Origin of the sequence: Symbiopectobacterium sp. RP, from assembly GCF_050472005.1 — a bacterium.
Lineage (GTDB): Bacteria > Pseudomonadota > Gammaproteobacteria > Enterobacterales > Enterobacteriaceae > Symbiopectobacterium.
The window spans coordinates 1958665-1975799 of sequence record NZ_JBGOGS010000001.1; the positions used below are offsets into that span (position 1 = coordinate 1958665).

General features: G+C 49.7%; 18 protein-coding genes and 9 pseudogenes. 10 read left to right on the forward strand and 17 right to left on the reverse strand.

The genetic code is table 11. From position 1 onward, the window contains the following. From aceE to ACD630_RS13110, 5 genes and pseudogenes are all read right to left on the reverse strand, one after another. Window positions 1–2664 (reverse strand): pyruvate dehydrogenase (acetyl-transferring), homodimeric type, encoded by a 2664-nt coding sequence (gene aceE, locus ACD630_RS13090; RefSeq protein WP_430359302.1) that lies wholly within the window; start codon window positions 2662–2664, stop codon window positions 1–3. Between the two features lie 169 nt (window positions 2665–2833). Beyond that, the gene (gene pdhR / locus ACD630_RS13095) at window positions 2834–3598 is read right to left on the reverse strand and encodes a pyruvate dehydrogenase complex transcriptional repressor PdhR (RefSeq protein WP_196907846.1); all 765 of its coding nucleotides are present in this window, start codon (window positions 3596–3598) and stop codon (window positions 2834–2836) included. 425 nt (window positions 3599–4023) lie between these two features. Further along, window positions 4024–4203, reverse strand: coding sequence for a hypothetical protein (locus tag ACD630_RS13100; RefSeq protein ID WP_430359303.1), 180 nt, complete (start codon window positions 4201–4203; stop codon window positions 4024–4026). Beyond that, window positions 4196–4585, reverse strand: coding sequence for a hypothetical protein (locus ACD630_RS13105; RefSeq protein WP_430359304.1), 390 nt, complete (start codon window positions 4583–4585; stop codon window positions 4196–4198). Before ACD630_RS13105 ends, ACD630_RS13100 begins: the two co-directional genes overlap by 8 nt. 60 nt (window positions 4586–4645) lie before the next feature. After that, window positions 4646–5023: pseudogene (locus ACD630_RS13110) on the reverse strand (transposase); the annotation flags it as partial. Between the two features lie 154 nt (window positions 5024–5177). Here ACD630_RS13110 and ACD630_RS13115 point away from each other — a divergent pair. Further along, window positions 5178–5705 (forward strand): annotated as a pseudogene (locus ACD630_RS13115) (integrase core domain-containing protein); the annotation flags it as partial. Here the strand turns inward: ACD630_RS13115 and ACD630_RS13120 are convergent. Beyond that, window positions 5655–6691, reverse strand: a pseudogene (locus ACD630_RS13120) (IS256 family transposase); the annotation flags it as partial. The pseudogenes ACD630_RS13115 and ACD630_RS13120 sit on opposite strands and share 51 nt — an antisense overlap. A gap of 96 nt (window positions 6692–6787) precedes the next feature. Between ACD630_RS13120 and ACD630_RS13125 the strand changes: the two are divergent. Beyond that, window positions 6788–7048 (forward strand): annotated as a pseudogene (locus ACD630_RS13125) (transposase); the annotation flags it as partial. Here ACD630_RS13125 and ACD630_RS13130 read toward each other — a convergent pair. From ACD630_RS13130 to mutY, 5 genes are all read right to left on the reverse strand, one after another. Continuing rightward, complete coding sequence (locus ACD630_RS13130) at window positions 6985–7164, reverse strand: hypothetical protein (protein ID WP_430359305.1); 180 nt, start codon at window positions 7162–7164, stop codon at window positions 6985–6987. The pseudogene ACD630_RS13125 and the gene ACD630_RS13130 overlap by 64 nt on opposite strands. Then, window positions 7127–7330, reverse strand: coding sequence for a hypothetical protein (locus ACD630_RS13135; RefSeq protein ID WP_430359306.1), 204 nt, complete (start codon window positions 7328–7330; stop codon window positions 7127–7129). The genes ACD630_RS13130 and ACD630_RS13135 overlap by 38 nt, the downstream gene beginning before the upstream one ends. A 196-nt stretch (window positions 7331–7526) precedes the next feature. Next, complete coding sequence (gene mltC / locus ACD630_RS13140; RefSeq protein WP_430359307.1) at window positions 7527–8600, reverse strand: membrane-bound lytic murein transglycosylase MltC; 1074 nt, start codon at window positions 8598–8600, stop codon at window positions 7527–7529. A 90-nt stretch (window positions 8601–8690) separates the two neighbouring features. After that, on the reverse strand, window positions 8691–8963 hold the full coding sequence (locus ACD630_RS13145; RefSeq protein ID WP_430359308.1) for an oxidative damage protection protein: 273 nt from the start codon (window positions 8961–8963) through the stop codon (window positions 8691–8693). Between the two features lie 29 nt (window positions 8964–8992). After that, entirely contained in the window at window positions 8993–10075 is a 1083-nt protein-coding gene (gene mutY / locus ACD630_RS13150; RefSeq protein WP_430359309.1) for an A/G-specific adenine glycosylase, read from the reverse strand. 169 nt (window positions 10076–10244) lie between these two features. Between mutY and trmB the strand changes: the two genes are divergently transcribed. Genes trmB through ACD630_RS13165 form a run of 3 tightly spaced genes read left to right on the forward strand, consistent with a single transcriptional unit; the run spans window position 10245 to window position 12048 of the window. Continuing rightward, complete coding sequence (trmB, locus tag ACD630_RS13155; RefSeq protein ID WP_430359310.1) at window positions 10245–10964, forward strand: tRNA (guanosine(46)-N7)-methyltransferase TrmB; 720 nt, start codon at window positions 10245–10247, stop codon at window positions 10962–10964. Next, entirely contained in the window at window positions 10964–11311 is a 348-nt protein-coding gene (locus ACD630_RS13160; protein ID WP_430359311.1) for a YggL family protein, read from the forward strand. Before trmB ends, ACD630_RS13160 begins: the two co-directional genes overlap by 1 nt. A 23-nt stretch (window positions 11312–11334) precedes the next feature. Further along, window positions 11335–12048: a DUF2884 domain-containing protein gene (locus tag ACD630_RS13165; RefSeq protein WP_430359312.1), complete on the forward strand. Its 714-nt coding sequence runs from the start codon at window positions 11335–11337 to the stop codon at window positions 12046–12048. Between the two features lie 110 nt (window positions 12049–12158). Here ACD630_RS13165 and ACD630_RS13170 read toward each other — a convergent pair whose 3' ends face one another. The 5 genes and pseudogenes from ACD630_RS13170 to ACD630_RS13190 form a co-directional block, all read right to left on the reverse strand. Further along, window positions 12159–12302 (reverse strand): hypothetical protein, encoded by a 144-nt coding sequence (locus ACD630_RS13170; protein ID WP_430359313.1) that lies wholly within the window; start codon window positions 12300–12302, stop codon window positions 12159–12161. 30 nt (window positions 12303–12332) lie between these two features. Beyond that, window positions 12333–12566, reverse strand: a pseudogene (locus ACD630_RS13175) (transposase); the annotation flags it as partial. 56 nt (window positions 12567–12622) lie between these two features. Continuing rightward, window positions 12623–13546, reverse strand: a pseudogene (locus ACD630_RS13180) (IS5 family transposase). Between the two features lie 65 nt (window positions 13547–13611). After that, window positions 13612–13746: pseudogene (locus ACD630_RS13185) on the reverse strand (IS5/IS1182 family transposase); the annotation flags it as partial. 181 nt (window positions 13747–13927) lie between these two features. Further along, a pseudogene (locus tag ACD630_RS13190) lies at window positions 13928–14321 on the reverse strand (transposase); the annotation flags it as partial. Between the two features lie 46 nt (window positions 14322–14367). Here ACD630_RS13190 and ACD630_RS13195 point away from each other — a divergent pair. The 5 genes and pseudogenes from ACD630_RS13195 to ACD630_RS13215 all read left to right on the forward strand — a co-directional run bounded on the left by ACD630_RS13195 (window position 14368) and on the right by ACD630_RS13215 (window position 16657). Then, the gene (locus ACD630_RS13195) at window positions 14368–14721 is read left to right on the forward strand and encodes an IS630 transposase-related protein (RefSeq protein ID WP_430360035.1); all 354 of its coding nucleotides are present in this window, start codon (window positions 14368–14370) and stop codon (window positions 14719–14721) included. Window positions 14722–14746: 25 nt separating this feature from the next. Continuing rightward, on the forward strand, window positions 14747–15124 hold the full coding sequence (locus ACD630_RS13200; protein WP_430360036.1) for a transposase: 378 nt from the start codon (window positions 14747–14749) through the stop codon (window positions 15122–15124). After that, window positions 15075–16298, forward strand: a pseudogene (locus ACD630_RS13205) (IS256 family transposase). The gene ACD630_RS13200 and the pseudogene ACD630_RS13205 overlap by 50 nt, the downstream one beginning before the upstream one ends. After that, window positions 16250–16390: a hypothetical protein gene (locus ACD630_RS13210; protein ID WP_430359314.1), complete on the forward strand. Its 141-nt coding sequence runs from the start codon at window positions 16250–16252 to the stop codon at window positions 16388–16390. The pseudogene ACD630_RS13205 and the gene ACD630_RS13210 overlap by 49 nt, the downstream one beginning before the upstream one ends. 75 nt (window positions 16391–16465) lie before the next feature. Continuing rightward, window positions 16466–16657, forward strand: coding sequence for a hypothetical protein (locus ACD630_RS13215; RefSeq protein ID WP_430360139.1), 192 nt, complete (start codon window positions 16466–16468; stop codon window positions 16655–16657). Between the two features lie 109 nt (window positions 16658–16766). Here the strand turns inward: ACD630_RS13215 and ACD630_RS13220 are convergent, their stop codons facing one another. Next, a complete protein-coding gene (locus tag ACD630_RS13220; protein WP_430360037.1) occupies window positions 16767–17117 on the reverse strand; it encodes an IS630 family transposase in 351 nt (116 codons plus the stop codon). Between the last annotated feature and the right edge of the window lie 18 nt (window positions 17118–17135).

Here is a 17135-nt window from a genome sequence, read left to right on the forward strand (position 1 = left end):
TTATGCTAAGCGCGGGTTAACTTTTTCAGGATCGATGTTGAATTTCTTGATGGCTTCAGCCACCACAGAAGCTTCAACTTCACCGCGTTTAGCCAATTCACCCAGTGCGGCAACTACTACGTAGGAAGCGTCCACTTCGAAGTGGTGACGCAGGTTTTCACGGCTGTCAGAACGACCGAAGCCATCAGTACCCAGTACGCGGTAATCGCTGGCCGGAACGTAAGTACGTGCCTGCTCGGCGAACAGTTTCATGTAGTCAGTGGACGCAACAGCCGGTGCATCGTTCATCACCTGAGCAATGTACGGTACGCGCGGTGCGTCGGTCGGGTGCAGCATGTTCCAGCGTTCGCAGTCTTGACCATCGCGCGCCAGCTCCGTGAAGGAAGTCACGCTGTAAACATCGGAACCGATGCCGTAGTCGTTGGCCAGAATCTGTGCCGCTTCGCGAACGTGACGCAGGATAGAACCCGAGCCCAGCAGCTGAACCTTGCCTTTCGCACCCGCTACCGTTTCCAGTTTGTAGATACCCTTACAGATACCTTCTTCCGCGCCTTGCGGCATGGCTGGCATGTGGTAGTTTTCGTTCAGCGTGGTGATGTAATAGTAGACGTTTTCCTGCGCTTCACCGTACATGCGCTCCAGACCGTCCTGCATGATCACAGCCACTTCGTAAGCGAAGGACGGATCGTAGGAAATGCAGTTCGGGATGGTCAGCGACTGAATGTGGCTGTGACCATCTTCGTGCTGCAAACCTTCGCCGTTCAGCGTGGTACGGCCAGAAGTACCGCCGACCAGGAAGCCGCGCGCCTGTTGGTCACCCGCTGCCCAGCACAGGTCGCCAATACGTTGGAACCCGAACATGGAGTAGTAGATGTAGAACGGGATCATCGGCAGGTTGTTGGTGCTGTAAGACGTTGCCGCCACCAGCCAAGATGAGCCTGCACCCAGTTCGTTGATGCCTTCCTGCAAGATCTGACCTTTCAGGTCTTCTTTGTAGTAAGCCACCTGCTCACGGTCCTGCGGGGTGTACTGCTGGCCGTTCGTGCTGTAGATACCGATCTGGCGGAACAGACCTTCCATACCGAAGGTACGCGCTTCGTCAGCGATGATCGGAACCAGACGATCTTTGATCGACTTGTTCTTCAGCATCACGTTCAGGGCACGCACAAAGGCGATGGTGGTGGAGATTTCTTTGGTTTGCTCTTCCAGCAGAGAGCTGAAATCTTCCAGAGTCGGCAGCTCCAGTTTCTCGTCGAAGTTCGGCTGACGAGACGGCAGGTAACCACCCAGAGCCTGACGGCGCTCATGCAGGTATTTGTATTCATCAGAATCTTTGTCGAAAGTGATGAACGGCAGTTTTTCGATGTCAGCATCAGCCACCGGCACATTGAAGCGGTCGCGGAAGTAACGCACGCCGTCCATGTTAACTTTCTTGACCTGGTGAGCGATGTTTTTGCCTTCTGCCGCATCACCCATACCATAACCTTTGATGGTGTGCGCCAGAATAACGGTCGGTTTGCCTTTGGTGTCTTGCGCTTTTTTCAGTGCAGCAAAGACTTTCTTCGGATCGTGACCACCGCGGTTGAGGGCCCAAATCTGATCGTCGCTCCAGTCGGCAACCAGCGCAGCCGTTTCCGGGTATTTGCCGAAGAAGTGCTCACGCACGTAGGCACCGTTTTTGGATTTGAACGTCTGATAGTCACCGTCAACGGTTTCGTTCATCAGTTGGACCAGTTTACCGCTGGTGTCTTTACGCAGCAGTTCGTCCCAACGCTCGCCCCACATGACTTTGATCACTTGCCAGCCAGCACCACCGAAGATGCCTTCCAGCTCGTTGATAATCTTGCCATTACCAGTAACTGGTCCGTCTAGACGTTGCAGGTTACAGTTGATCACGAAGACTAGGTTGTCCAGTTTCTCGCGGGTCGCGATGGTGATAGCCCCCTTGGATTCCGGCTCATCCATTTCACCGTCGCCTAGGAAGGCGTAAACGGTTTGTTTGGACGTGTCTTTTAGACCACGGTTTTCCAAATATTTCAGGAATTTAGCCTGATAAATAGCACCAATTGGACCCAGCCCCATGGAGACGGTCGGGAACTGCCAGAAGGTCGGCATCAATTTCGGGTGCGGATAAGAGGAAAGCCCCTGGCCGTGTACTTCCTGACGGAAGTTGTTCATCTGATCTTCGGTCAGACGCCCTTCTAGGAAGGCACGTGCATAGATGCCCGGAGAGATATGGCCCTGGAAATACACCAGATCGCCGCCATCCTGAGCACTGCGTGCACGGAAGAAATGGTTAAAGCACACTTCGTAGAAGGTCGCGGAAGACTGGAAGGACGCAATGTGGCCACCCAGTTCCAGATCTTTCTTGGATGCGCGCAGCACGGTCATGATGGCGTTCCAACGAATAGCGGAACGAATGCGGCGCTCAAGGTCCAGGTTACCCGGATAGGCGGGTTCGTCTTCCACAGCAATGGTGTTTACGTAGTTGCTAACGGCACTGCCTACCCCTACGTTTACGCCACCCTTGCGCGCTTCTGACAATACCTGATCGATCAGGTACTGCGCACGTTCAACACCCTCTTCACGGATAACCGATTCGATCGCCTGTAGCCAGTCGCGAGTTTCGATCGGATCCACGTCATTATTCAAACGTTCTGACATGGTGTATTCCTTATCTGTTTCTAATCAGTTAATTTTCTGGAGCCTGTCTTGCTGTACTCTGTCATTGTCGTCATATCACTGACGGCTGCCGTATCATCGACAGTTGTCAAAGCACAGTAAGACAGGTCCAATCTCGTCATTTACGCGTTAAACGCCCCAATCAGAGCGCTCAATCCTTGCGTTGCTGGAGCCGACGTAGCGAACGCTCTCTTCTGCTATGTTCCCGGTTAAGATCCAGCAGTACTTCCTCAATAAACGCCAGATGACGATGCGACGCTTCGCGTGCCTTTTCAGGTTCGCGAGCGACAATCGCCTCAAAAATCCCGGCGCGATGACTGCTTACCTGGGCCAGAACTTCTCGGCTCAGGTACAACAATTCAAAATTCTGCCGCACGTTCTGTTCCAGTAACGGTCCCATACAGCGTAGCAAATGTAGCAAAACCACATTGTGCGTTGCTTCTGTGACAGCCACTTGATAATGCATAACAGCTTCTGACTCCGCGACCAGATCGCCAGAAGCACGCGCCTGCTCAATCTGGGTATGGCACTCACGGATACGCTGGAAATCTTCTTCCGTACCACGCAACGCCGCATAGTAGGCAGCAATGCCTTCCAGCGCATGACGGGTTTCCAGCAGATCAAATTGAGATTCAGGATGGGTGCTCAGCAGTTCCGACAACGGATCACTCACGCTTTGCCACAGGTTGTTCTGGACAAACGTTCCCCCACCCTGACGACGTAGCAGCAGGCCTTTTGCCTCCAGACGTTGGATGGCTTCTCGCAAAGAAGGACGGGAGACATCAAACTGTTTCGCCAGTTCGCGCTCCGGGGGGAGTTTCTCGCCGGGGCGCAAGGTTCCTTCGAGGATCAAAAACTCCAGCTGTTGTTCAATCACATCTGACAGTTTGGGCTGACGGATCTTGCTATAGGCCATGGTAAGTGTTTCTCTGCGAAGTGCGCGGAGTCAATTGGTAATACCAATTTCAAAAACGTGACGCTAAAGTAACAAAGTATTCACCTTCTGTCCATACGGACGTTGCGCTAAATCATGTTCTCCACCAAATTTTAACAATTGCACGATCCGATTAGGTCAAAACCCTATATTCACTAGCAAGTAGCGGCTTCAACCCTATAAATGTTTTAACTTTTATGAAACGAAAACCAATCGATGCTGAACCGTTCAATCTGCAATAAAATGAATAAAAATTCATTTTATTTAAATTAAAAATCAAAGGAATACCATAACATTGGCGATGATGATACTTATTGTTAACATTCTTCTTTTTCCGAATGGTGATATTTTCAGCAACAAAAACCTATACACAACATCACCACCCTCCTCACTTTTGCCGATAAAAATCAGCTATTACCCATCAATTTTACTCTCTCGATTTGACGATTAACATTGTTAATCGCCACGTTATAGGCCATTGATTTCATCTTGAGGTTGGTTAGGTGATCGGCAGTCTTTTCTGCCCGCTTGGTGTAAGTGCTGTACCTTGCATGATACGCATCAATAGATTGGATGATGTCACTCATCAACGCCGTTCGGCCAGAGACACCCATCATGGGTCTCTTTTTTCAAGGCATGTTGATACGCTTTCAATACATCATGTGCATGGCAATAATCGATGAGAGCGGTCTGCCATTGCTTTCCATATAGGCTGGGTATTTCCCTTTCTATATGTTTTCTTCGGCCATAAGCCCGTTGAGTGCCAAAGTATTTTTTGGCGTAAGCATCCGCAAAAAGGTGACCTTTCCATGTGGTGGGTCCACACCCAATATCTTTAATGCTGTAAATTTTGTTTTCCACCGCCAAATGCAGAATATAATCCAAGTCAGACATTCTTTTCTGCGCATGGCGCCTAATTTCACTAAGTTGATTATAAAGGAAAGCGATTTTTTTCTTGGTGTCTGACAAATTATGGCTTTGTTGAATAAATCAGAACTTGTAACGACTGTGCCCCATACGGGTCGATTGTTACGTGATGCGAATACTGTTCGGCATTCCTAATAGCGTGATCAGGTTAAGCGCTTTGACCATGGCCATGGCTTCACCCACCTGAGCATCATAGCAGTAAACTGTATCGTAAGCGCCGTCAGCCGATGCCTCTCTGATTTTCCGGTGGGTCTGGTTTATCAGCGCCGGTAGAGCTTGGGCATCAGTCATACCACTGAGCGACAAATCCGCACAGATAATCTCATGCGTCACACTGTCTACTGCCAGGTGCAGCTTACGCCATACCCTGCGTCTGTCGGCACCATGCTGCCGGACTTTCCATTCGCCTTCGCCAAAGACCTTCAGGCCGGTTCCATCAATGACCAGATGTGAGATTTCACCACGGGTTGGCGTTTTTATGGGCTTTGTTGAATAATAGTGAGTCATGCTGTTTTGCCAAGCCAGTTTTGGTAGAAAATGCTTGTCACCTCAGGTTTACAGTTTTCTTATGAGGCCTAACTGCATGATTTTGCGTTGCGAGGATCTGTCGTTTCACCGGGGGTGCAGCATAAAATATGTTTATTCAACAAAGCCGGGGGTGGGCCGTATCTACCAGCAGACGTTCGTGGATACGTACTCGAAAGTGGCACACTGCAAGCTGTATACGAATAAAACACCGCTCACCGCCGCCGACCTGCTCAATGATCGCGTACTCCCGTTCTACGATGCTCAGGGACTGCCGGTGCTGAGAATACTGACCGACAGGGGTACGGAGTACTGTGCTAAAGTGGAGCAGCATGATTATCAGCTTTATCTGGCTATCAACGATATCGAGCATACGAAAACGAAGGTGATGTCTCCGCAGACGAACGGCATCTGCGAGCGCTTCCATAAAACCATTTTGCAGGATTTTTATCAGGTTACGTTCCGCAAGAAGTTATATGGAGACCTGGAAAGCCTGCAGGTAGATCTGGAGAACTGGTTGTGGCATTACAATAATGAGCGAACTCATCAGGGAAAAATGTGCTGCGGGCGTACGCCGATGGCCACTTTACTCGATGGAAAACGGATCTGGGCAGAAAAGAATCTGAACCAGATGTAATCTGACAGACACCTGTATAAATAATCGGTAACTGTCAGATAAGGTCTGAGCTAGTACATGTAAGGGCATCGTCCATTTCTGTGATGCCGCCTGGATTGCCAGCCATACGACCTTCTTCACCGAGTCATCAGTCGGGAACACCTTGCGTTTCTTGATTGCATGCCGGAGCACGCTGTTCAGTGATTCTATAGCGTTCGTCGTGTAGATTACCTTGCGAAGTTCCTGCAGGTACGAGAAGAATGTCGACAGGTTGGCCCAGTTTGACTGCTCTGCGGATAGCGGTGATCCCATGTCCCACCGAACCTCTCCAGCGCCTGAAGCGCGGCCTCTTCGGTTGGAGCCTGATACACTGCTTTGAGGTCGCGTGTTACCGCCTTATAGTCCTTATAGTCCTTCTAGGCAACGAAGCGCAGACTGTTGCGCACCATGTGCACGATGCACAGCTGGATGCGGGCTTCCGGGTAGACCGTGTTGATGGCATCCGGGAACCCTTTCAGGCCGTCCACACAGGCAATAAGGATGTCGGTCAGGCCACGGTTTTTCAGTTCTGTCAGCACGTTCAGCCAGAACTTTGCGCCTTCATTTTCGGCCAGCCACATCCCCAGTAGCTCTTTCTGGCCTTCGATATTGATACCCAGTGCTAGGAACACAGACTTATTGATAACGCGGCTGTCCTGCCGGACTTTCAGAACGATACAGTCAAGGTAAACAATGGGATAAACCGTATCCAGGGGGTGATTTTGCCATTCAACAACCTGCTCCATAACGGCATCGTTGACCTTCGATACCAAGGCGGGTGAGACATCCGCGTCATACAGTTCTTTGAACGCAGCGGCAATTTCGCGGGTGGTCATCCCTTTGGCATACAACGATAAAATCTGGTTATCCATCCCGGTGAGCCGGGTCTGGTTCTTCTTCACCAGTTGCGGTTCAAAGGAAGCATCACGATCACGTGGTGTACGCAGTTCCAGCGGACCATCGCCGGTGGTATAGCCAACCGACTTAAAAATGATTACAGCCAATACCCTGATATGTGGCAAAAAATACAGCTAATTGTTATCAAAATAATGTCGCTTGGCTATACCATCAGCAGACTGAAACAGCAATGGCTTGAAGAGCACAGGCAATGGTGCCTGCGTGATTTAAGCGATACACGCTACGTTTATTTCTGGGCCGATGGCATATACAGCCATGTCAGGCAAGATGATCGCCTTTGCCTGCTGGTCATTATCGGCGTCACTGAGCATGGACGTAAGGAGCTGGTTGCGGTCGAAGATGTTTATCGAGAGTCAGAAGCAAACTGGGCCGAACTTCTTAATGGCCTGCGAGCACGTGGCCTAACCGTATAGCCAAGCGACATTATTTTGATAACAATTAGCTGTATTTTTTGCCACATATCAGGGTATTGGCTGTAATCATTTTTAAGTCGGTTGGCTATAGCCGTTACGAACGACAGCATGAGGCCCGTCGTCAAGGCGGCGTTCAGCATGTTGTTGCAGCATGGCTTCGAGCTCAACCTCAACGGCGGCAGCTATCAGTTGCATGGCACCATTACGAATGAGTTCATGCAAGGGATCAGCGGCAATATCTGGTTCTGCGGAGACCTGTAGGGTAGACTTTTTCATGGGGTATCATCTCTCTGTTGTTGAAATCATCCACGAAATCAATCAGCAGGATACGCCACCCTCCCCGAAACCCCGTACACCAGAAATGAGCATAACTCAGAGATTTTGTTCTCAGTCCATATGATGTAATCAAAATTAAGTCGCTTGGCTATACCTCTGGCGTACGAATACGCCAGAGGTAAGTGCAACATCTCGATTAACGGCGATAGTTTTTCTGCGTCGCGTTGACCTTGTAGAGATAGCGTCGCGATTCGGCTGACGGGTGCTTGGTGGTCAATGTATTGTAGACTTCGCTCGGCGACATTTGGTTGATCAGGCTAACGGCCCTGTCCTTGTCGCTGGAGAATACGCGCAGCACGCTACCCGCCCCACCGTTATACGCCGTAATAACAGCATAGCGACGTGAGGTAGGGTTCTCGATACCACCCAGATAGGTGTTTTTCAGAATCGCCAGATAAGCCACGCCCGTATCAATGTTATTCTCAGGATCGAACAGGTAGCTACGGCTCGGCTGCCCCCATTTTCCTTTGCTCTTGAACACATCACGTCCGGCGCTGTGCTGCACCACCTGCATCAGTCCTAATGCGTCAGAACGGCTGACCGCGTAAGGGTCGAAGCTGGATTCGGTTTGCATGATTGCCAGAATCAGCGATTCTTCAATGCCATAGCGTTCGGAGGCCTGACGGATCAGCGGCAGATATTTATGCGCACGTTTGTCCAGATGGTTTGCCACCAGCTGGAAAGTGACAGACCAGATCACATGCAGTCCGGAGGTCCGTTTCTGCAAGCGGTTTTGCAGCAGATAATCGGCAAAGCTGGCGGCGCGCCCTTCCCAACGAATGGGTTGTCCGGTGTTGTCTAACACCTGGCCGTATAGCATTGGTTCACGGCTGATTTGAATGTCATTTGCGTCAGAGTAGAGGTCCGTATTGCTGGCGTCATCGCCCATCAACAGTGTGGTGATGATGGCCTGGCGTAAACTCGGGACGTAATTGGTCGCTGAAATGGTCTCGATAGTAATCGTACCGGCATCAAAGTTGATATGACTACGGGTTTGATATTGATCGGTATACTTGACGTAATCTTTCGGGCCGGAAATCAGCACTTCGTTCAGCCCCCAGATATTCTCGATGTTGTGGGCGAACTGCCCCATCAGAATGTCAAAGGCGTTGGTATCCTTGATGAATTCTTCATTATTGAGATCGCCGCGCTTGCCGGAACAGGAGATCAGCAAGGGCGCAACGAGCAACAACGCTAGCAATTTCTTCATAGATGATTCGTTATAAGTATCTTGTTATTAACGGTTCATTAGCAACGCGGTGTCAGCACAAGGAGACAAAAGGGCCACAAGGCCCTGATATCATGCGCTGGGAGGGGCATAGCCTTCGATGTGGACCTCTTTACCCTCGAACAGGAACTTAATCATCTCTTGTTCCAGCAGTTTGCGGTGCTCCACGTTCATCATATTGAGCTTTTTCTCGTTGATCAGCATGGTTTGCTTGGTCTGCCATTGCGCCCACGCCTCTTTCGAAATTTCCTGATAGATGCGTTTGCCCAATTCTCCCGGATAAAGCTGAAAATCCTGCCCTTCGGCTTCACGTTGTAAAAAAGTACAAAAAATAGTTCTGCTCATACTGATTCCTCTTGGATAACGCGTGCTGGTCAGATCAAACTGCCGCCGGAGTGTAGCGTTAACATACGTAATAGTCGTTCCACCGGTGCAGCCAGCCCAACGGCGGGCGCTTGCGCCAAGTTATACCAGAGACCGGTCTTTTCCTCCATGCAAGCATGGTGCAAAGCGTGAGGAATGTCAGTGGGTAATGCGAGCCAGAGCGGAACAATATCCAGATGGAAATGGCTAAAGGTGTGGCGAAACGACACCAATTGCTGCACATCTGTGATTTTCAGACCGCGTTGTTGCAGCCAAGGTTCCACATCATCATGGGTGTTGAACTGTGGAAAGCAAAACAATCCTCCCCATAACCCGGTCGCAGGCCGCTGTTGCAGCCATACGTCATTACCTCGTTGCAGTAATAGAAACCAGGCGCTTTTTTCCGGTAACGTTTGCTTCGGTTTTTTACCCGGATAGCTGGCCCAACTGTGGTTGGCATAAGCGATGCAACCGTTGCTTAGTGGGCAAAGTTCGCATTTGGGGCGGCTGCGGGTGCACACCATTGCACCTAAATCCATCATCGCCTGATTAAACTGGCTAACGCCCTGTGCGGGTGTAACCTGCTCGCTATGGGACCAGAGCTGGTGCTCAACCTCTTTTTTACCCGGCCAGCCGGCTACCGCGTAGCAGCGTGCCAGCACGCGTTTTACATTGCCATCAAGAATCGGGTGATGCTGACCGAGAGAAAGGGACAGCACTGCGCCCGCGGTAGAACGCCCGATACCCGGTAGCGCGCAAACGGCGTCCAATGTGGTAGGAAACTCTCCGTCGTGTTGCTCCACGATGGTTTGCGCGGCTTTGTGCAGGTTGCGTGCACGCGCGTAATAACCCAGCCCGGTCCACAGGTGCAGCACCTCATCCAAGGGGGCGGCGGCAAGGGTGCGTGCATCGGGAAAGCGTGCAATAAAACGTTGAAAATAGGGGATGACCGTGGTGACCTGCGTCTGTTGTAACATGATCTCGGAGAGCCATACGGTATAAGGCGTTTTCTCTTGTTGCCACGGCAGCGTCTTGCGGCCATAGCGCTCATACCATGCCAACACCTGCTGCGCGAACGGCTGCGCTTGCATCATAAAAAAGCCACTCTCTTGCCGGGTGAAAAGTCTGACAGCGATTCCAGCACAGAGTGAATGTGCTGTAAACCGGAACTTTCCGAGGTATCCCCCTTGCTAAACCGCGGTATCCTTGCATAATGCGCCTTTCTTTGGGCGAATTTGAACAGGCCATCGGCACACGTTTTTTATGATCAATAACGTCATTTCACCGGAATTTGATGAAGATGGGCGTCCGCTGCGCCGTATTCGCAGTTTTGTGCGCCGTCAGGGGCGTTTAACCAATGGACAGCAGCAGGCGCTGGATAACTACTGGCCCGTGATGGGGGTAGAGTATCAGGCACAGGCGCTCGATTTTACCGCGCTTTTCGGTCGCGAAGCGCCGACGGTATTGGAAATCGGGTTTGGCATGGGGGCGTCGCTGGTCACCATGGCAGAGCAACACCCTGAGCAAAATTTTTTAGGGATTGAGGTTCATCTTCCCGGTGTCGGTGCCTGCCTAGCAGCGACGCAGGACGCTAATCTGAGCAATCTGCGCGTGATGTGTCATGACGCGGTAGAAGTGCTGGAGCAGATGATTCCCGACGGGGCGCTGGCCATGGTGCAGCTCTTTTTCCCTGATCCTTGGCATAAAGCGCGCCATAATAAACGTCGTATTGTACAAAAAGCCTTTGCGGAGCGGGTGCTGCGCAAGCTGGCGAAGGGTGGTGTGTTTCATATGGCGACAGACTGGGAGCCTTATGCGGAACATATTCTTGAGGTCATGCGCGATGTGGCGGGATACCGTAATCTCTCTGCCACACAGGACTACGTTCCTCGCCCATCGTCTCGCCCGTTAACCAAGTTCGAAGCACGCGGCCAGCGGTTAGGCCACGGAGTGTGGGATCTTATGTTTGAGAGGATAGAATAATGGCACAACAACGCAGTCGTCGTTTGCGCAAAAAGTTACACATTGATGAGTTTCAGGAACTGGGCTTTTCGGTAAGCTGGCGTTTCGCTGAGAGCACGTCGGTCGATACCATCGATGCCACTTTGGATAAGTTTGTTGACGATGTGATTGATCCGGCTGGCTTGGCATTTGAAGGCAGCGGTTATCTGCATTGGGAAGGGTTAATCTGCTTGCAGAAGACCGGCCATTGTACCAATGCGCACCGTGAGCAGGTCGTTGCTTGGCTGAAAGCCCAACAGTTGCAAGAGGTTAAAGTTAGCGAACTGTTCGATATCTGGTGGGATCTGCCGGAAAATCTGCTCTCCTGATTCTGTTTTTATAGGAAGACGACATGTTGCGATCGGTAATGCTTTCTCTGCTGGCTTTGTTGTCCTGGCAGGCACAGGCGGCGTATCAATGTGAAGTAAATCCGCAGGATGACATCTTCATTACACCGCAACAGGTGCAGGTGGTTGGCGCAAGTGGCAATTTGGTGATTTCGCCGCAGGGCGATGTCACCCGCAACCAGACGGCAGTAACGCTTACTGCGGCACAACGTCAGCAGGCGAAAGCGTATCAAGCGAATTTGCGTCAGCAGCTGCCGTGGATTGAGCAGGCGGCACAGGCGCATCTGGAAAAAGCGCGCGTGGCGCTGGATGGTGTCATTGCTAAGGAACTGGGAAGTGACAGCAATGTGCGTGCCCGTCTGACCACGTTGGATACCCAACTCAAGCAGCAGATGGCGCGCATTCTCGAGCCGCGCAGCGATGGCATTGCGTTTCATCACAAGGCCGTCAAACAGGTGGAGCAGGATGGCCGCCAGTTGGTGCAGCAAGCCCTTGGCGGCGTGTTGCAAGACAGCCTGAACGAGATGGGTGTAAAGCAGCTTTCCAGCGGCGGCAATCCGTTGCAGGCGATGATGGGTAACCTTGGCAACCTGCAACAAGCGATTCAAACTGAGTGGAATAGCCAGGAACTCACGTTCCAGCGCTTTGGCAAGGATGTATGCCAGCGAGTCATTTCACTGGAAAACCAGCGTAAGCAGTTGCTTAAATCCTTGCCGTAATCGTATCTACAGCGCCATTCTGATGAAAACAAGTATTTCGTCAGAGTGACTTTTTTATGCCTCCGTTTTATCCCCGGAACTTGGCAAGGCGTATAGCCGATTTATGAAAGCTAGGCTGTGTCCCTTAATTGCGTAACCGGCGGTAAAACAAGCGGATGCAGCCCAGTTTCACCATTGCTATAGCCAAGCGACATTATTTTGATAACAATTAGCTGTATTTTTTTGCCACATATCAGGGTATTGGCTGTAATCATTTTTAAGTCGGTTGGCTATATCGAGATGTTTTTTTGAGCGCCAGCCGCACATTTGAGCGCACGGATATTACTGCCATCCAGCGCAGTGGCTGACCAGTCAACAAGTCCATGAGCATCAAGAAATGAAAGTAACTTATTGAAAATAATGTTAATGATTCCAGACTTTGACCATCTATTGAAACGGTTATAAACGGTTTTCCATGGGCCGTAACGTTCAGGTAAATCACGCCATGGTGCGCCTGAACACAGTATCCAGAACATGCCGGGCTTTGTTGAATAAATCAGAACTTGTAACGACTGCGCCCCATACGGGTCGATTGTTACGTGATGCGAATACTGTTCGGCATTCCTAATAGCGTGATCAGGTTAAGCGCTTTGACCATGGCCATGGCTTCACCCACCTGACCATCGTAGTCTCTCAGACTTAGATAACCACCCAGAAGCCTTTTGAACCGGAACATGGCCGTTTCAGCCACTGAGCGCCGGTGATAGCCCACTTTCTTTTTCCAGATATCGTTACTACCGCTAATGCGCTGATTTGCAACAGCGTGGTTACGCTCGTGGTAGCGATCTTGCCAATATTGCGCCCCCCTTCGTGGCGGGATAAGCGGCCTTATTTTCTTCCTCAGCAGAGCATCATAGCAGTAAACTGTATCCTAAGCGCCGTCAGCCGATGCCTCTCTGATTTTCCGGTGGGTCTGGTTTATCAGCGCTGGTAGAGCTTGGGCATCAGTCGTACCACTGAGCGACAAATCCACACAGATAATCTCATGCGTCACACTGTCTACTGCCAGGTGCAGCTTACGCCATACCCTGCGTCTGTCGGCACCATGCTGCCGGACTTTCCATTCGCCTTCGCCAAAGACCTTCAGGCCGGTTCCATCAATGACCAGATGTGAGATTTCACCACGGGTTGGCGTTTTTATGCTGATGTTCACTGTCTTTGCTCGCTTGCTGAGCAGCGAATAGTCTGGACAATGGAGCGACAATTTAATCAGTTTAAAAATCGAGTCACCAAAGCCCTGTAAAGCCCTCAATGAAAGGCCAAACACGCGTTTCATCATCAGGACTGTGGTGATGGTCATATCTGAGTAGTGGAGCGGTCGTCCACGCCGTTCAGTAGTGTTTTTTTCCGTCCATGCAGCAATGGCTGATTCATCTAGCCATACGGTTAGAGAACCGCGTTGCTTGAGGGCCTTGTTATAAGAGGGCCAGTTGGTGATTTTAAAATTTTGTTTTGCCATGGAGACCTGATTTTGAAACAACTGTGTTGATCTGCTCCGATGATTACCCAAAAGTTCTATTTATTCAACAAAGCCAACATGCCGTTGAAGATTTTTCGATGTTCTGCCCACGGCCGGCAGGCCCGCGGAGATGTCAAAACGGTTAGCAACAAGGGCTCAATGATTGCCCATGCTTCATCAGAAAGATCGTAGCGAGCCATAATCAAAAGTGTCGTAGAAACAGATGGATACTATAGCTCAAGAAATCAAGGGACACAGCCTAAATTCCAGTTTCAAATTATTCAAGAATAATCCCGCCAGTACAGTGGAAAAACATCAAATTGTGGTTTACCGTTTGGAATGAAACTATATATATTGATGTGGCTATATACCCAATAAACCTCAAGATGCAGGTTTGAGCACCTGAAAACGATCGTGAATTCTGGACGTCAGCGAGTCCGCTATTTCTGGTAGCGTATTGGTGAAAAAATTGAATATTGCATCGGCTTTATAGTGAGTCATGCTGTTTTGCCAAGCCAGTTTTGGTAGAAAATGCTTGTCACCTCAGGTTTACAGTTTTCTTATGAGGCCTAACTGCATGATTTTTCGTTGCGAGGATCTGTCGTTTCACCGGGGGTGCAGCATAAAATATGTTTATTCAACAAAGCCTATTGCATCCCGAAAATCGCGGGTGTTTTCAAAATAGCGATTATTCCGTGCATGCTCATTCATCACTTTCCACAGGCGTTCTATCGCGTTCAGATTCACTGTAAGGCGGTAAATAGTGAAGCTCTATAGCCAAGCGACTTAATTTTGATTGCATTATTTAAATGAGCTATTAAATTGACTTTAGACGTAAAGTGATATCTACACGGGAAGAAGAAGGGTTGAGTATCCGAGAAACAGCGAAGCAATTTCGGATTGGCCCTGCCTCTGTATCGCGTTGGATTAATCAAATAGCGTCAAAAGCATCGACCACGCGTCAGCGAAAGAGCGATAAATCCGAGTTGATAAAAGATGTTGAACCATATCCAGATGCTTACCAAAAAGAACGTGCAGAGCGTTTTGGCATTTGTCAGAAGGCCATTTGGCAAGCTCTTAAAAAGCTGGGATTGACCTATAAAAAAAACTCTACGTCATCCGAAAGCCGACGGAAGCGCCCGGGAAGCATTTCAACAAAAAATACAACAGTATGAAAAAGAAGGTAAGCCTATTGTTTTTATTGATGAAAGTGGTTTTTCACACGATACCCCACGGACTCACGGCTATTCCCCAAAAGGTCAACGGTGTTTTGGCCTGAAGAACGGGGGAGCCAAGGGAAGAACAAATGTTATCGGCGCGTTATTAGGCACAACGCTGTTTGCTATCGGATTATTTGATATCAATATTAACAGCGATGTTTTCTATTCCTGGGTCACACAAGTCCTTATCCCAGTACTCCCTAAAAATAGAGTTATGCTCATTTCTGGTGTACGGGGGGGGCGGGGAGGGTGGCGTATCCTGCTGATTGATTTCGTGGATGATTTCAAGAACAGAAAGATGATACCCCATGAAAAAGTCTACCCTACAGGTCTCCGCAGAACCAGATATTGCCGGTGATCCCTTGCATGAACTCATTCGTAATGGTGCCAGGCAGCTGATAGCTGCCGCCGTTGAGGCTGAGCTCGAAGCCATGCTGCAACAACATGCTGAACGCCGCCTTGACGACGGGCGTCATGTTGTCGTTCGTAACGGCTATTTGCCACAGCGAACCATACAGACGGGTATTGGGGATGTTGAAATTAAAGTGCCTAAGGTCAGGGAGCGCAGCGGCAACGGAATATGCTTCAACAGCGCGTTGTTGCCGCCTTATAGCCAACCGACTTAAAAATGATTACAACCAATGCCCTGATATGTGGAAAAAAAATACAGCTAATTGTTATCAAAATAATGTCGCTTGGCTATACCATGGCTGTACCTGCGAGGCATATCCACCGGTGATTTTCACGAAGCCCTGAGGGCGCTTCTCGGTGAAAAAGCTAATGCCCTCTCTGCCAGTACCATCAGCAGACTGAAACAGCAATGGCTTGAAGAGCACAAGCAATGGTGCCTGCGTGATTTAAGCGATACGCGCTACGTTTATTTCTGGGCCGATGGCATATACAGCCATGTCAGGCAAGATGATCGCCTTTGCCTGCTGGTCATTATCGGCGTCACTGAGCATGGACGTAAGGAGCTGGTTGCGGTCGAAGATGGTTATCGAGAGTCAGAAGCAAACTGGGCCGAACTTCTTAATGGCCTGCGAGCACGTGGCCTAACCGTATCTCCCAAGCTGGCTACGGGAGACGGTGCCCTTGGTTTTTGGAATGCAATGGCAAAGATATTCCCGGACACGCAGCACCAACGCTGTTGGGTGCACAAAACCGCTAATGTGTTGGCTTCACTCCTCAAAGCCATGCAACCGAAAGTTAAGGCTGAGCTACGGCAGGTTTGGCTAGCAGAGAGCCGCGATGCCGCTAATGAAGCCTTTGATGTTTTGTTGGCAAGGTTTTCAGCGAAGTATCCTGCAGCGATGAAGAAGCTTGAGAAAGCTCGAGAAGAACTGCTGGCATTCTACGACTTCCCGTCAGAGCACTGGGCGTCAATAAGAACGACAAATCCGATTGAATCGGCTTTTGCGACTGTGAGGCTACGAAGCAGACGCGCGAAGAACGGTGGTTCGAGAGAAACAACCCTGTCAATGGTATGGTATTTAAGCTGCTCCAGTCAGCTCAGAAAAGCTGGAACCGACTAAGAGGATTTGACCTGCTGACCCTGGTTGTAAGCAACGTCCAATTTAAGGATGGAGAACAGATTCACGAAGCATCAGAGCGGAACGTAGCCTGATCGCCATACACCAGATTTGCTAATAACTCCTAAAAATAGCCTGTACACGAGATTGTGTAATTGCCTGATTTTGATATGTTCAATCCAACATCAAAAGCAGGTTACTTTATGGACGAAAAACAGTTACAGGCTCTGGCTAACGAGCTGGCCAAAAATCTCGAAACCCCTGACGCTCTCAACCCGTTTGATCGCCTGCTGAAAAAGATCTGCGTTGAAGCTGCCCTTAATGCTGAAATGACCCATCACCTCGGGCATGAGAAGCACTAGTCCAAATCTGGAACTATAGCCAAGCGACTTAATTATGAACTGAGAACAAAATCTCTGTATCGCAACCACTCTCTCTTTTTTTGCTTGTGCCCATTTATGCGCAATTGGGTTAAGATCTGGCGAAATATGTAGGCAAATACTCCACCATATACCCTGCATCGATGATGACTTGTTGAATATTATGTTTTTTGTGAAAAGTTGCATTGTCCATCACGATTACCCTGTTTTTATGGAGTACGGGGATAAGGACTTGTGTGACCCAGGAATAGAAAACATCGCTGTTAATATTGATATCAAATAATCCGATAGCAAACAGCGTTGTGCCTAATAACGCGCCGATAACATTTGTTCTTCCCTTGGCTCCCCCGTTCTTCAGGCCAAAACACTGTTGACCTTTTGGGGAATAGCCGTGAGTCCGTGGGGTATCGTGTGGAAAACCACTTTCATCAATAAAAACAATAGGGCTACCTTCTTTTTC

What these genes read in the sequence shown, in the direction of transcription:
- ACD630_RS13100 (WP_430359303.1), bottom strand. Translation starts at nt 4,203, where the DNA reads ATGAGTGACATCATCCAATCTATTGATGCGTATCATGCAAGGTACAGC.
- mltC (WP_430359307.1), bottom strand. Translation starts at nt 8,600, where the DNA reads ATGAAGAAATTGCTAGCGTTGTTGCTCGTTGCGCCCTTGCTGATCTCC.
- mutY (WP_430359309.1), bottom strand. Translation starts at nt 10,075, where the DNA reads ATGATGCAAGCGCAGCCGTTCGCGCAGCAGGTGTTGGCATGGTATGAG.
- ACD630_RS13130 (WP_430359305.1), bottom strand. Translation starts at nt 7,164, where the DNA reads ATGCTGTCGTTCGTAACGGCTATAGCCAACCGACTTAAAAATGATTAC.
- ACD630_RS13210 (WP_430359314.1), top strand. Translation starts at nt 16,250, where the DNA reads ATGGTATTTAAGCTGCTCCAGTCAGCTCAGAAAAGCTGGAACCGACTA.
- trmB (WP_430359310.1), top strand. Translation starts at nt 10,245, where the DNA reads ATGATCAATAACGTCATTTCACCGGAATTTGATGAAGATGGGCGTCCG.
- ACD630_RS13135 (WP_430359306.1), bottom strand. Translation starts at nt 7,330, where the DNA reads ATGAAAAAGTCTACCCTACAGGTCTCCGCAGAACCAGATATTGCCGCT.
- pdhR (WP_196907846.1), bottom strand. Translation starts at nt 3,598, where the DNA reads ATGGCCTATAGCAAGATCCGTCAGCCCAAACTGTCAGATGTGATTGAA.
- aceE (WP_430359302.1), bottom strand. Translation starts at nt 2,664, where the DNA reads ATGTCAGAACGTTTGAATAATGACGTGGATCCGATCGAAACTCGCGAC.
- ACD630_RS13215 (WP_430360139.1), top strand. Translation starts at nt 16,466, where the DNA reads ATGTTCAATCCAACATCAAAAGCAGGTTACTTTATGGACGAAAAACAG.
- ACD630_RS13160 (WP_430359311.1), top strand. Translation starts at nt 10,964, where the DNA reads ATGGCACAACAACGCAGTCGTCGTTTGCGCAAAAAGTTACACATTGAT.
- ACD630_RS13145 (WP_430359308.1), bottom strand. Translation starts at nt 8,963, where the DNA reads ATGAGCAGAACTATTTTTTGTACTTTTTTACAACGTGAAGCCGAAGGG.
- ACD630_RS13165 (WP_430359312.1), top strand. Translation starts at nt 11,335, where the DNA reads ATGTTGCGATCGGTAATGCTTTCTCTGCTGGCTTTGTTGTCCTGGCAG.
- ACD630_RS13170 (WP_430359313.1), bottom strand. Translation starts at nt 12,302, where the DNA reads ATGATTACAGCCAATACCCTGATATGTGGCAAAAAAATACAGCTAATT.